This window comes from Acinetobacter sp. SW-226 (assembly GCF_055632855.1).
The window spans coordinates 1,976,942-1,990,841 of record NZ_CM145752.1 but is presented as its reverse complement, the minus strand read 5'-3'; the positions used below and the strand labels follow the sequence as shown (position 1 = coordinate 1,990,841).

The window sequence follows — 13,900 nt, the reverse complement described above, 5'->3', positions numbered from 1 at the left end:
AAAATAGGATCGTCAAATGGATCATCAAATAAACGGTATTGCTTTGCCCAACACAGAGGGCTTTTTTGGGGCTTATGGTGGACAGTTTATTCCTCCACATTTGAAAGAGGCAATGGACGAGATTAATGTTGCTTACACAAAAATCCGTGAAACTGAGGCATTCCAAACCGAGCTTGCTGATCTTTTTGCGCACTATGTTGGTCGTCCAAGTCCTTTGTTTTATGCGAAACGCTTATCTGAACAGTTGGGTGGGGCACAGATTTACCTTAAACGTGAAGACTTAAACCACACAGGCGCACATAAAATTAATCACTGTTTGGGTGAAGCACTACTTGCAAAATATATGGGCAAAACCAAAGTTATTGCAGAAACGGGTGCAGGACAACATGGCGTTGCACTAGCAACAGCCTGTGCTTTGGTCGGTATTCCATGTGAAATCCACATGGGGCAGGTCGATATTGAAAAAGAACATCCCAATGTCGTCAAGATGAAAATTCTAGGTGCAACACTTATTTCAGTAACACGTGGTACTGCAACACTCAAAGATGCAGTAGATAGTGCTTTTGAAGAGTATTTAAAAGACCCAACCAATTATATTTATGCTATTGGCTCTGTTGTAGGACCGCATCCATTTCCAATGATGGTACGTGATTTCCAGTCGATTATTGGTAAAGAAATTAAAGAGCAAACGCATGAGCGTTTTGGTTCAAACCCTGATTATGTAGTCGCGTGCGTGGGTGGTGGCTCGAATGCTATTGGAGCTTTCACAGCATTTTTAAACGATGCAGATGTGAAATTGATTGGTGTAGAGCCTGCTGGTCATGGTTTGGATACCGATATGCACTCAGCAACCTTAACTTTAGGGAAGCCAAGTCAAATTCATGGTATGGCATGTTATGTCCTTGAAGATGAGCAGGGTGAACCGTTACCAGTACATTCCATCGCTTCAGGTCTCGACTATCCTGGTGTTGGTCCACAGCATAGTCTGCTGAAAGATTTAGGTCGTGTCGAATACACCACTGCAACTGATCAAGAATGTCTAGATGCATTTATGCGCTTGTCTCGTGTTGAAGGGATTGTTCCTGCACTTGAAAGTTCACATGCAGTGGCATGGGTACTTCGTGAAGCGCCAAAACTCAGTAAAGATTTAAAAATTGTGGTCAATATTTCTGGTCGTGGTGACAAAGATGCAGACTATGTTGCAGCTAAATTGGGCTTAAATTGAGTTAAAGCTGATAGGTTTGTATAAAAAATCCCTGCTTAACGCAGGGATTTTTTATTTTAAATTATTGTTTTATAGTATTTTCCCAATATAAAACTTAGAGCTAACCTGAAATATATTGCTGGAGTTGATCAATCAATTTCTTTTGGTCATCCATCGCGGCTTTAACCAAATCTCCAATAGAAATAAAGCCGATTAAGATACCTTCTTCAACCACAGGCAAATGACGTAAATGACGGTCAGTCATAAGATCTAAGCATTCTTCGACAGTTACAGAGGTTGTGACGGTCAGCACTTTTGCTGTCATAATTTCTTTGACGGTAGTTTGTTTTGAACTACGTTCCATCAACATGACTTTGCGCATGTAATCGCGTTCAGACAATATACCAACCACTTGTTGTTCATGAGTGACCACAACCGCACCAATACCTTTATCTGCCATAAGTGAAATTGCTTCAAATACTGTAGCATCAGGGCTAATGGTGAAAATATCTTTATGTACTTTATCATGTAAGACTTGAGCGACATTGGTCATAGGATATATCCTTTTGTTGTGGTTATTGTTTTATATTTAAATTAACGCGAATTTTAAAAAAAGCAAATACTTTGCAGTCATTTCTGCCAACAAGATAAACAGCCTCTCTGTGTTTATCTTTTAGGATCAGAACTAAGTTGGCAATAAAATACTGTCATTAAAGAAAAAGTGACGCATTTGAGACGTACTGAGTTTAATACGTTTTGTACCATTACATAGTGCGGGTGTTACGTTTAAACGTGAAAGTGTTGGAAGTAAAGCGCTTTGAAAATCATGCGGGGTGATTTTTTTAGGCACATAGTTTGGCCAGTGAAGTTGAGCATATTGGTGCGCATGTAAGCCATTGAGCCAGAAAGGGAAAACATAGTCATCATGATCCGAAGTCATCGCCCAACCTTGTTGTTCGGGGTGGTAAAGTCCCCATAGGATACCGCAGTACATCATGCCTCTTAAAATATTAATTTTTAAATATAAATGATTTGAAATAGGTTGTAGTTTCAAAATTTTGTACATAGCCTTATGTCGTGTAAGAAACATGAGCTAATTTTAAATAAATAAGATCTCTGTACACGACAAATTTCACAGAACCCTTATCCTATCAGGCTTCTGCCTTCTTAAAATTGCCAAAATTTCCTTAAACTCTTCTTTTTTCCCAAAACCAATTAAACGCTGAATCGCCATTTGAACATAGTCTAAACCATAGCGAAATAAACTCATTGAGAGTCGTCCATGCTTCTTTATTTTTATCGCTTTTTTTTGATCATGTTGCCATTCACCCGTTAAGTAACACCAACAGAAGCTTATAGCTAACACCGCAATCAATTTTTTCACTCGTCTAGGGTCTGTCAAGCGCGTATTTTCAAGATTAAACCCGCGTCCTTTGAGACAACTGAATAAGGTTTCAATTTCCCAGCGTAATGCATAATCCTGAATAGCATTGGCATTAAACTGAGGAGAAACGACGAGTAAAAGCTCTCCATTTTCTAACTGTAGTGCACTTATATATAGTTTCACCCGACCAACCAAAATCCGTCGTTTACGACATTCAATTTGACCAACTTTAAGATGGCGAAATAAATCACTAATTTTATGATTCTTTCCTAAATGATTGGTGACAATGAAGTTTTTTTAACACGAATGCAGAAGTTGATGTCTTGTTCAATTAACCATGTAAACCACTGCTCACCGATAAACTCTCTGTCTGCGAACACATTCACAATACGGTCTTTACCAAAAATGGAGATAAAGCGTTGAATCAAAGCAATGCGCTCTTTCGTATCTGAATTTCCACGTTTATTAAGCAATGTCCAAAGGATAGGTATCGCTATTCCACGATAAACGATCGCGAGCATCAGGATATTAATATTTCGTTTTCCCCATTTCCAATTGGTTCTATCTAAAGTCAGTTGCACTTTGTCGAATGAAAATATATTGAAAATCAACCGAGAAATTTGACGATAATCGAAATACTGACCTGCAAAGAAGCGCTGCATACGTCGATAAAATGATTGTGGTAAGCACTTGATGGGCAAGGCTTTAGATGCAGAAGAAAGATTACATGTTTGCTTTAAAATAATCACAAGCATGATGAGCGCAAAGCACTTTAAATGTGACTTGTTCCATTTTAGATATTTGTTTAAGATAAGATATAACTCATTGAGATGTGTCATAGTATTCGTCGTTAGAAAACAATTATTGTGACATTATTTCAATGAGTTATCTATTTTTGTCGTGTACAGAGAAATAAGATGAAAGTTCAGTGTAAGCTTTGCATTACTATGTAAATAAATATGTCATTTCAAAATGTTAGGTTCAAAAAAAACGCCACCTAAGTGACGTTTTATTATGCTTTCATGGTGGCAAGTTGTTGCCAATATTGTGCTTTAAGCGAGTCGCGTTCTACGCGGAAACCTTGGTAATAAAGCTCAGCTAAAAATAGGGCAGCTTTACCGTGACCAGCACGAGCAACGCTTTCTAACTGTTGTACCGCTTCGACAAAGTTCATTTGTGATTGAATGGTGTTTACTGCATCCGCATACGCATGTTCTAGGTCATGATGAGAGATTTGTTGAATCATATTAAGCTCCTTATTCTAATTATGATCACTTAAAGGTATTTTTACCTTTAGATATAAATATCACGCTAATGTTAAATATTTATTACAAATTGCTTGAATTGTCAAATATATTGTCACTTATACTTTATATATTACAGTTTACATGATTAAACAATGAACAGTCAAAAGATTGAATATGATAATAAAACAGGAAACTGTAATTTATAAGGAGAATAACATGACAAAGACATTAGACGGTTTTGAATTTGATATGCCTCCAACTGTTTCGCAAATTGTCGCATTGGCACAGTATCACCGCACACAATTAGATGAAGCAGTTTTCCATCAAGAAATTCATCTCGGGGATTTTTGTTTGGCACAGCGTAAAAGAGTATACGATTTCACAAGACAGCTTGATGAAAATCAACGGGTTGATTTTTATGAAACCTACAATGGCGAACTGGTACGAATTGCCGATGATGACCCAGCTCATCCTTCTGATGCAGAAAATGGCGTAGGGGCTTTCGCTATTGTCATTGCATTGGTTGTGATTGCCTTGGTCCTTTATTTCGCAGTGATTCGTAGCATTGTTAGCTAAGCTTCATGTTTGGAAACAAGATGACTTGCTGAAATTATGTTCTCTTTAACCATTAATGGGGATATTTTTCAGCATTTCAACTTGTGATTCTGCAATTCGCTACTTACACTAGTTCAACTAGAGGTAGGTTATGCATATTGCGATCCAAAAAATTTTTAAACTAAAAACACAGATTACACTGGTACAAATCTATAATGGTCTCATGTTATTGATCATTCTGGTCATTCTGCTGATATCTAGCTTCGCTTTGTCTCGACCTATTTCTCCAACCCAATTTGAAAATGTCAGTCGTTTGTCGCATCAAGCTGTTTTCCCAGAAACTCAAGAGATGGCGCAAAGCCTTATTCGGGAAACCCGCATTACTTATATTGATTATTTTAGATTAATGCAGGCTCATCAGTTTGAGCGGAGTCGGGCAAAGCAGCTTCCGGCATTGGCTCCAGAGGTTCAATAATTGCAGGAATCTGATCAGGATGAGGTATGCTTTGCTTGATATTGGGATCAAGATTTAGCTCTAAAATATGTCTAAGTTGAACTTTGTCTAAGCTCTTACTTACAATAACTAAGGTAAGCTTTTCAGGGTGCAAGTGTTTACGTATCGCATTTTGAACATCTGTTGGGCTAATCTCGGCGAGACGTTTCGGATAGTCAGACAAATAGTTAATATTTTGATGATAAAAACCCATAGAACCCAGTTGGGTATTGATATTGGCATTACTACTAAAGCTATTAGGTAAGCTACGTAACATACCAGCTTTGGTTTCTTCGAGTTGCTGTGCGTCGATGGGTTGGCGAACAAAGTCGACCAGTGCTTTATGCGCTACTTGGATACTGTCCATCAGCTGATCTTGTTGGGTTGAATAGCTCAAGCTAAAGCTCCCAGCGGCCTGACTAAATGTAAAACTACTGTTTGCACTATAGGTATAGCCTCGTTTGACGCGAAGTTCTTTCATTAAGACTGAATTAAATCCGCCACCACCAAACATGCGGTTAGCCAGTTCGAGTGCTAGGCGGTCAGGGTCATCACGTGTGGTGGAGAGGTGTCCCATCGTGACGTGAGCTTGTGCTGAATTAAATACAATATGTTGAATATCAAAGTCTGATTTGTCTTGTGGAACGGCAAGTGTTTTTACAGTTTCTCCTTGCGGAAGTGCGGTACTGATTCGTTCAGCCAGTTTCTGGGCTTGTTTTACGCTGAGTTGGCCTGTAAGGGCTATGTTCATATTTTTGCTGACCAAGAATTCATCACGAAACTTTTTTAAATGTTGTGTACTAATTTTTTTAATGCTGCCATTGGTACCAGTAATCGGTTCTGCATAGGGGTGCGAACCATATAATGCACGGTAAAAGCGAATACTCATCAAACGACTTGGGCTTTCTTTGAGTTGTTTTTGTCCTACTTGAGTATTACTCACCATTAAGTGAATACTGTTGTTTTTGAAGGTGGAATCTTTTAGGACTTCAAGCATGGTGTTGACAGCTGCATCAAGCTTCTTTGGATCAGATAGAGAACGCAGTCGAACCACAAACATGTCTCGATGTGCAGCCATACTAAAACGTGCACCGACGTGTTCAAAGGCGTTGGCAATCTCTACAGCATCATGCTGAGTTGTACCTTCATCCATCAACTGCGCCGCCATATTTGCTACGCCATAAAGTCCTTTTTCGACTTCTATATCCCGTGCAGAACCTGCATTAAAGGTGAGTTGAATATCTACCATTGGAAGGGCTGGTGATTCGACGAATAAACTTCGAACTTTGTATTTATTTTTTAGTTCATGGACATGCGGCGCTGTGTAGAGTTCAGCTGTTTTGACTTGTTTTAGGCTCTGTAATGACGAAATAGACTGTAATGAATTTGGATCATCATTGGTTATAGGATTTGTATTGATTTCTGCAATTACATTGGTCGTACAAAAGGCAGACAATGCAAGAAATAAAAGCTTAGACTTTGACATATTATTCTCCATCATTTTTCTGCCTGAGTTTCTGGTTGGAGGTATAAGGTGCTTAAGTTATTTTTTATAAAAGACGTTTGGCTGACTCGTTGAATGTCTTCTGGCGTGATGGCCTCATAACGCTGTGGAAGTTGATCCATTATGCGGTAATCAATACCGTTTACCGCTAAATTTCCGATCAGTTTGGCTTGCCCGACTATGTCATCTTGGCCATAAATAAGATTGGCAACAAAGCGTGTGCTAATACGTTCTAATTCTTTAGGATTAACAAGTTCTGTTTTGAGTAGGTCAATTTCTTGCTCTATGGCTTTTTGTAGTTCGGGCAGTGTTACGCCATTTACAGGTAGTGCTGAGATGGTGAATAAACTGTCACCACGGTTATAGGCGTCATAGCTCACGCTGAGTGCGGTAGCCAGCTTTTTGTCACGAACAAGGCGCTGTTGCAACCTGGAACTGACTCCGCTATCTAATAAGCTGCGAATGAGTGTGAGTGCGTAAACGTCTTCTGAATTGGTTGTTGTTGCAAGCGATTTGACATTCCAAGCCATATATAAATTGGGCACTTCAACATTGCTATACTGTTCCATGTGACGGTAGCCAATGTTTTCAAACTCAGTCACATCATTGCGTACAGGTGTAGGCTGACTTTTGATATCGCCAAAGTATTTTTGAACTTGTCTAAGGGCGGATTCTGCATTGACATCACCCACAATCACCAAGATCGCATTATTGGGGCTATACCATTTTTGATACCACTGTTTAACATCATCTAGAGTGATATTTTGCAAGTGTTTCATGTGTCCGATGACGGGTTGACGATAATGGCTAGTTGGGTAAGAAATCCATTTGAAACGTTCGAACGCGAGTGAACGTGGGTTGTCATCGGTACGTAGGCGTCGTTCTTCCATCACTACTTTAATTTCAGGGTCAAAGTCTTGTTGGCGTAGCAGAAGATTGTTCATGCGATCGGCTTCTAGCTCTAAAGCCATGGGGAAGTATGTTTTTGGATAAAGCTGATAGTAATTGGTGTAGTTGGTAAATGTGGCCGCATTGACACTGCCACCATAGATACGACTCAAGCGACTGAATTCGTCGTTCGGTACTTTAGATGTTCCTTTAAACATCATATGTTCTAGTACATGAGAGATACCTGTTGTATTTCCTGACTCATCAGTGCTACCGACTTTGTACCAAATTTGGGTCATGACCATTGGGGAGCGGTGATCTTCACGGATAATCACCTGTAAGCCATTGCTTAAAGTAGTTTCAAAACTGCTGCGAGTAAGCTCACTACGTATTTGTGCATAGCTTGTTATAGGTAAACAAAGTAGAGTTAAACCCAGTGCAACTAAATTTTTTTTATAAGAATGCGTGACTAATAAGTGATGCATATAAAATTGGGGCTCAGGTTGAAGTGAAAGCATTTCAATAAATAACCATTCTTAAGAAAAATGCGAAGTAGATCAAGCACCAGAAGTATTGATTTGTTAAGTGTTTACATAAAGTATTGTTACTAAGCGAAAGCCCATCTTTTATGGTAGAATCCGTCTTTTTTAACGCAGTGCTTTTCAAGGATTCGGCATGCAACAGCAATCTAATGAGCAGAACAAATTTTTGATTGATGCTGATATCGGGGATGACGATGTCACATTACCAAGTTTACCTGTGGTCAATGTGCCAATCGTTGAAACAAAAGAGCAAACAGTTGTTAGTCCAGTTGTGGTTGCTGAAACAAGCTCAGAAGAAGCAGAGGCGTCTGCAAAAGGCGGTTTATTTAGCCGTATGAAAGAAGGGTTAACCAAAACCCGTAAAAACCTTGCTGATGGTATGGTCAATATTTTGATCGGAGGTAAGGAGATTGATGATGAACTGCTTGAAGAAGTTGAAGAGCAACTTTTAGTTGCAGACATTGGTGTTGATGCAACGAAAACCATCATTACCAACTTAACTGAACGTACTGCACGTGGTGATTTGATTTATTCGCATTCATTGTATAAAGCACTTCAAGAAGAGCTGGTAGCGTTACTCGCGCCGCGTGTTAAACCTTTGCATATTGACCCAAACAAAACGCCTTATGTGATTTTGGTGGTGGGTGTAAACGGTGTAGGTAAAACCACAACTATTGGTAAATTGGCAAAGCGTTTACAAGGTGAAGGCAAAAAAGTGATGCTTGCTGCGGGGGATACTTTCCGTGCGGCGGCGACTGAGCAGCTTCAAATTTGGGGCGAGCGCAATAATATTGCCGTAGTTGCACAAGGTCATGGTGCTGACAGTGCTTCTGTAATTTTCGATGCGTTTGAAAGTGCACGTGCCAAAGGTGTTGATGTTTTAATTGCAGATACCGCAGGCCGTTTACATAACAAAGGTCATCTCATGCAAGAGTTGACCAAAGTAAAACGTGTCATGCAAAAAATTGATGCAACTGCGCCACATGAAGTTATGTTGGTGGTTGATGCAGGAACAGGTCAAAATGCGATTAATCAAGTAGAAATGTTTGATGAGGCGGTTGGTTTGACAGGTCTAACGATTACCAAACTCGACGGCACTGCGAAAGGCGGTGTGCTGTTTAATATTGCCAGTCGTACGCATGTTCCAATTCGTTTCATTGGCGTGGGTGAGAAAATTGACGACTTACGCCCTTTCTCTGCAAAATCCTTTGTTGCTGCTTTGTTTGAAACAGAGAAATAAGCTTGAACAACACTATTTTTAAAGTGTTAGATCAGTCACATAAACTCCGCTAAATGCGGAGTTTATTTTTTTATTCAATTTGTTTGTTTTAAAAACAAACATTTAGGAATCACATAGTAAATATAAGTAATTCTCCTGCGATTACACTAACGCCTAACACAATAGGCATCACTGTACATTTTGGGGAACACGGTATGGCTTTATTACATAAAATTGGACAAGTTCTAACAAAGGATTTAACCAAAGACTTAAAATTTAAAAAAAATCACGAAGAAGACCTAAAACAAACCACATTTATCGATCAACTAAAAAAGCGCCGTAGTATTTATGTTTTAGGGAAGCGTGTACATTTAAGTCAGGTGTATTTAGCTGAATTGATCCAAGAGGCCGTGCGAAGTTGTCCTTCGGCACATAATTCACAAAGTACTTGTATTGTGATTTTAATGGGCGATGCGCATCATCACTTTTGGAATGTCGTAAAAGAAGTGCAACGCAAGTTAGTCCCTGCGCATATTTTTGCTGGTGCAGAACTGAAGGTTGATCAATGCTCGGCAGGATTTGGTACAGTTCTATTTTATGAAGATCAGCAGATCATCCAACAGTTACAAAAGAAAATTCCTTTTGATGCGGCAGAATTTCCAGTTTGGTCTGAGCAAGTTTCAGGTATGGCCCAATATGCTGTATGGACATGTTTAGCAGATGCGGGTTTGGGTGCGTCATTACAACATTATAACCCGAGTATTGACGCTGACATTTTAAAAGTTTTTGAGATTCCAAAACATTGGCTGTTACGTGCGCAATTGGTCTTTGGTTCGATAGAGGAAAAACCCGCTGAAAAAGAACAGCATAAAGATGAAGAACGCTTTATGATTTATGCTTAGTGAATTGGCGGTGAGATTGAGCTCATCGAGTATTTATGTTTTAAGTCATGAGCGAATTAAGATTGTTCTATTTTTAAGACACTATGTCGCTCAATTAAGCATGTTCAAATTTAAAATAATGATTATGATAAATACGAATCACATATAACGAGATCGAGAGATCATTGAGGAAAATAACATGTCATTTTTAGACCAAATCAAACAGCGTCGCACTATTTATGCAATTGGTAAAAATGTTGATTTAACACCAGCAAATATCGAGTCACTCATTAAGGAAGCTGTAAATCACAGTCCATCGGCATTTAACTCACAGACTTCCCGTATTGTGACTTTATTTGGTGAGTCGCATTTACAGTTTTGGAATATCGTACGTGAAACTTTACGTAAAATTGTTCCTGAAGCTGCGTTTGAGGCGACAAATAAAAAGCTTGATAGTTTTTCAGCAGGCTATGGCACGGTTTTATTTTATGAAGATCAGGATGTTGTAAAATCATTACAAGAACAGTTTGCACTTTATGCAGATAACTTCCCCGTTTGGTCTGAACATTCCTCTGCAATTGCTCAGTTTGCTGTATGGACAGCTTTATCTGAACGCAATATTGGTGCGTCATTGCAGCACTACAACCCAATTGTAGATGCTGAAATCGCGGAGCTTTTTGAAATTCCTAGTAATTGGAAATTGCGTGCACAACTTGTTTTTGGTTCTATTGAAGCACCTGCGGGTGAGAAAACATTTATGGCGGAAGCGGATCGCTTTAAAACATTTAATTAATAGCTAGTTTTTAAAACTTAGATTTTCAAATGAAAAAGAGCAGAGTAGATCTGCTCTTTTTTTGTTTGGTTATTTATCTTTAAAATATAAAAGCTTAGCAATATATATTGTAGTTGTAGGTTGGTTCTAGGCTCAGAAATTGTCATAAAATTGTCATTTATACACTGCATAGTGCAACTAAACTTTAATAAACAACGGATAGAGTGTAAAAATGACCTTACGTGCAACCCTTGCAACAGTAGTATTGATGTTGAGTACTTCCGCATTTTCAGCAGTAACTATTACCGCACCTGAAGAAATTAAAATTGAAGGTTTAAATGGGCAAGAGGTCAAGAGTCGTTTATTTAGTTCAGACAGTACATATAGTATTGATGCAGGCGAAAATATTATCAGTGTTCGTTATATCCAGTTCTTTGAAGAGCATCCTGGCATTGGTTCGCATGATATTGTTCGCTCTGGTGTGGTGAATATTAAAACTCCAATTCTACAAGATCAGCAGACCTATCGTTTAGCTTTACTCAATCCGCCACAAAACCATGATGATGCAAAGGCATATGCTAAACAGCCCGTTTTTGGTTTATATGATGCCAAGAATCAATTATTGGTCGAACAAAAAGGCAGTAAAACGCAAAGCTCTGGCATTCTGAAAAATTTATTTAATGATGCGTCAACCGATCTCACTCAAAAAGCAACTACGATTGCGCAGCCTGCACCGATATATACGTCACAAGCAGTGGTAGGAAAAGCTGAAGTAGTGAAACCAAAAGATCTGCCAAATGCTAACAATGCTCAGCAATTAATTAATACTTGGAAAAGTGCATCGAAATCTGAACGCCAAGCGTTTATGACTTGGTTAGCTGAACAAGCACAATAATCTACTCACTAAATAATAAAAAACAGCATTAGCTGTTTTTATTATTTAGATAGCGCATTTATATAGTGGATAAACTGCAGATATTGGCTATAATTTAATCTAAAATAGATATTTTGATTTAAAAATAACCAGTCAGGTGGTTTTTCTGAAATATTTATATAAATGTGCTTGCGTTACAAATAAAACTATATAGAATACGCAACACACCAACGCAATGTAGTGAATAACTTGGGGCGGAGGTCTTAATGGTGACGAATCATTGAGAAGATCATTAAGAGATTATGAAGAACAACTTGTGTGGATTTTTACTGATTGATCGATCGAAAATATTTCATTGATTGATGGTAGAAATTACTCGAAGTTTATTTGAGCGAATTTTTAGTCAGAAAATTGATGAGCCAGAATTGTGACCTTAAGTCACTAAATGATTTTAACTGAAGAGTTTGATCATGGCTCAGATTGAACGCTGGCGGCAGGCTTAACACATGCAAGTCGAGCGGGGGGTAGCTTGCTACCTAACCTAGCGGCGGACGGGTGAGTAATGCTTAGGAATCTGCCTATTAGTGGGGGACAACATTTCGAAAGGGATGCTAATACCGCATACGCCCTAAGGGGGAAAGCAGGGGATCTTCGGACCTTGCGCTAATAGATGAGCCTAAGTCGGATTAGCTAGTTGGTGGGGTAAAGGCCTACCAAGGCGACGATCTGTAGCGGGTCTGAGAGGATGATCCGCCACACTGGGACTGAGACACGGCCCAGACTCCTACGGGAGGCAGCAGTGGGGAATATTGGACAATGGGGGGAACCCTGATCCAGCCATGCCGCGTGTGTGAAGAAGGCCTTTTGGTTGTAAAGCACTTTAAGCGAGGAGGAGGCTACCGAGATTAATACTCTTGGATAGTGGACGTTACTCGCAGAATAAGCACCGGCTAACTCTGTGCCAGCAGCCGCGGTAATACAGAGGGTGCGAGCGTTAATCGGATTTACTGGGCGTAAAGCGTGCGTAGGCGGCTTTTTAAGTCGGATGTGAAATCCCCGAGCTTAACTTGGGAATTGCATTCGATACTGGGAAGCTAGAGTATGGGAGAGGATGGTAGAATTCCAGGTGTAGCGGTGAAATGCGTAGAGATCTGGAGGAATACCGATGGCGAAGGCAGCCATCTGGCCTAATACTGACGCTGAGGTACGAAAGCATGGGGAGCAAACAGGATTAGATACCCTGGTAGTCCATGCCGTAAACGATGTCTACTAGCCGTTGGGGCCTTTGAGGCTTTAGTGGCGCAGCTAACGCGATAAGTAGACCGCCTGGGGAGTACGGTCGCAAGACTAAAACTCAAATGAATTGACGGGGGCCCGCACAAGCGGTGGAGCATGTGGTTTAATTCGATGCAACGCGAAGAACCTTACCTGGTCTTGACATAGTAAGAACTTTCCAGAGATGGATTGGTGCCTTCGGGAACTTACATACAGGTGCTGCATGGCTGTCGTCAGCTCGTGTCGTGAGATGTTGGGTTAAGTCCCGCAACGAGCGCAACCCTTTTCCTTATTTGCCAGCACTTCGGGTGGGAACTTTAAGGATACTGCCAGTGACAAACTGGAGGAAGGCGGGGACGACGTCAAGTCATCATGGCCCTTACGACCAGGGCTACACACGTGCTACAATGGTCGGTACAAAGGGTTGCTACCTAGCGATAGGATGCTAATCTCAAAAAGCCGATCGTAGTCCGGATTGGAGTCTGCAACTCGCCTCCATGAAGTCGGAATCGCTAGTAATCGCGGATCAGAATGCCGCGGTGAATACGTTCCCGGGCCTTGTACACACCGCCCGTCACACCATGGGAGTTTGTTGCACCAGAAGTAGGTAGTCTAACCGCAAGGAGGACGCTTACCACGGTGTGGCCGATGACTGGGGTGAAGTCGTAACAAGGTAGCCGTAGGGGAACCTGCGGCTGGATCACCTCCTTAACGAAAGATTGACGATTGGTAAGAATCCACAACAAGTTGTTCTTCATGACGATGTATCTGAGGGTCTGTAGCTCAGTTGGTTAGAGCACACGCTTGATAAGCGTGGGGTCACAAGTTCAAGTCTTGTCAGACCCACCAAATCTGACTAACAAGCATTGTTAAATGCTGAATACAGAAAAACAGAGACATTGACTTATTGATAAGCTGGGGACTTAGCTTAGTTGGTAGAGCGCCTGCTTTGCACGCAGGAGGTCAGGAGTTCGACTCTCCTAGTCTCCACCAAATTTGAGGGGAAAAAAAGCAACGCTTTGTCCGAGAATTTAAGCAAACAGCTATGCTGTGCGCAGGCAC

Annotated in this window: 12 protein-coding genes, 2 tRNA genes and 1 rRNA gene; 9 read left to right on the top strand and 6 right to left on the bottom strand. The window is 40.3% G+C overall.

The window, feature by feature from the left end; all coding sequences use genetic code 11:
* The first annotated feature begins 16 nt into the window (after nt 1-16).
* A complete protein-coding gene (trpB, locus tag ACZ8ZH_RS09515; RefSeq protein ID WP_119065059.1) occupies nt 17-1,225 on the top strand; it encodes a tryptophan synthase subunit beta in 1,209 nt (402 codons plus the stop codon).
* A gap of 100 nt (nt 1,226-1,325) precedes the next feature.
* Here trpB and ACZ8ZH_RS09510 read toward each other — a convergent pair whose 3' ends face one another.
* The 4 genes from ACZ8ZH_RS09510 to ACZ8ZH_RS09495 form a co-directional block, all read right to left on the bottom strand.
* Nucleotides 1,326-1,757 (bottom strand): CBS domain-containing protein, encoded by a 432-nt coding sequence (locus ACZ8ZH_RS09510; RefSeq protein WP_110975742.1) that lies wholly within the window; start codon nt 1,755-1,757, stop codon nt 1,326-1,328.
* 132 nt (nt 1,758-1,889) lie between these two features.
* Nucleotides 1,890-2,270: a DUF2750 domain-containing protein gene (locus ACZ8ZH_RS09505; RefSeq protein WP_119065060.1), complete on the bottom strand. Its 381-nt coding sequence runs from the start codon at nt 2,268-2,270 to the stop codon at nt 1,890-1,892.
* 66 nt (nt 2,271-2,336) lie between these two features.
* A protein-coding gene (locus ACZ8ZH_RS09500) for an IS4-like element ISAba1 family transposase (RefSeq protein WP_470247662.1) occupies nt 2,337-3,427 on the bottom strand; the annotation gives its coding sequence in 2 pieces (ribosomal slippage) (nt 2,337-2,887 and nt 2,887-3,427; 1,092 coding nt in all).
* Nucleotides 3,428-3,600: 173 nt separating this feature from the next.
* Entirely contained in the window at nt 3,601-3,834 is a 234-nt protein-coding gene (locus ACZ8ZH_RS09495; RefSeq protein WP_004697075.1) for an SEL1-like repeat protein, read from the bottom strand.
* Between the two features lie 217 nt (nt 3,835-4,051).
* Here ACZ8ZH_RS09495 and ACZ8ZH_RS09490 point away from each other — a divergent pair, with 217 nt between their 5' ends.
* Nucleotides 4,052-4,411 carry a hypothetical protein gene (locus ACZ8ZH_RS09490; protein ID WP_086209174.1) on the top strand — a complete coding sequence of 120 codons (360 nt, stop codon included), beginning with the start codon at nt 4,052-4,054 and terminating at the stop codon, nt 4,409-4,411.
* A 377-nt stretch (nt 4,412-4,788) separates the two neighbouring features.
* Here ACZ8ZH_RS09490 and ACZ8ZH_RS09485 read toward each other — a convergent pair whose 3' ends face one another.
* On the bottom strand, nt 4,789-6,369 hold the full coding sequence (locus ACZ8ZH_RS09485) for a M16 family metallopeptidase (protein WP_228199471.1): 1,581 nt from the start codon (nt 6,367-6,369) through the stop codon (nt 4,789-4,791).
* Nucleotides 6,370-6,380: 11 nt separating this feature from the next.
* Nucleotides 6,381-7,760, bottom strand: a complete 1,380-nt coding sequence (locus ACZ8ZH_RS09480; protein WP_086209198.1) for a M16 family metallopeptidase — start codon at nt 7,758-7,760, stop codon at nt 6,381-6,383.
* Between the two features lie 190 nt (nt 7,761-7,950).
* Here ACZ8ZH_RS09480 and ftsY point away from each other — a divergent pair, with 190 nt between their 5' ends.
* From ftsY to ACZ8ZH_RS09445, 7 genes are all read left to right on the top strand, one after another.
* On the top strand, nt 7,951-9,057 hold the full coding sequence (ftsY, locus tag ACZ8ZH_RS09475) for a signal recognition particle-docking protein FtsY (protein WP_470247661.1): 1,107 nt from the start codon (nt 7,951-7,953) through the stop codon (nt 9,055-9,057).
* Nucleotides 9,058-9,251: 194 nt separating this feature from the next.
* A complete protein-coding gene (locus ACZ8ZH_RS09470; RefSeq protein ID WP_110975737.1) occupies nt 9,252-9,938 on the top strand; it encodes a nitroreductase family protein in 687 nt (228 codons plus the stop codon).
* Between the two features lie 178 nt (nt 9,939-10,116).
* Nucleotides 10,117-10,710, top strand: a complete 594-nt coding sequence (locus ACZ8ZH_RS09465; RefSeq protein ID WP_110975736.1) for a nitroreductase family protein — start codon at nt 10,117-10,119, stop codon at nt 10,708-10,710.
* A gap of 211 nt (nt 10,711-10,921) precedes the next feature.
* Nucleotides 10,922-11,584: a DUF2057 family protein gene (locus ACZ8ZH_RS09460; RefSeq protein WP_119065064.1), complete on the top strand. Its 663-nt coding sequence runs from the start codon at nt 10,922-10,924 to the stop codon at nt 11,582-11,584.
* Nucleotides 11,585-12,015: 431 nt separating this feature from the next.
* A 16S ribosomal RNA gene (locus ACZ8ZH_RS09455) occupies nt 12,016-13,549 on the top strand.
* 61 nt (nt 13,550-13,610) lie between these two features.
* Nucleotides 13,611-13,687: transfer RNA gene (locus tag ACZ8ZH_RS09450), tRNA-Ile, on the top strand.
* 68 nt (nt 13,688-13,755) lie between these two features.
* Nucleotides 13,756-13,831: transfer RNA gene (locus tag ACZ8ZH_RS09445), tRNA-Ala, on the top strand.
* Nucleotides 13,832-13,900: the final 69 nt, after the last annotated feature.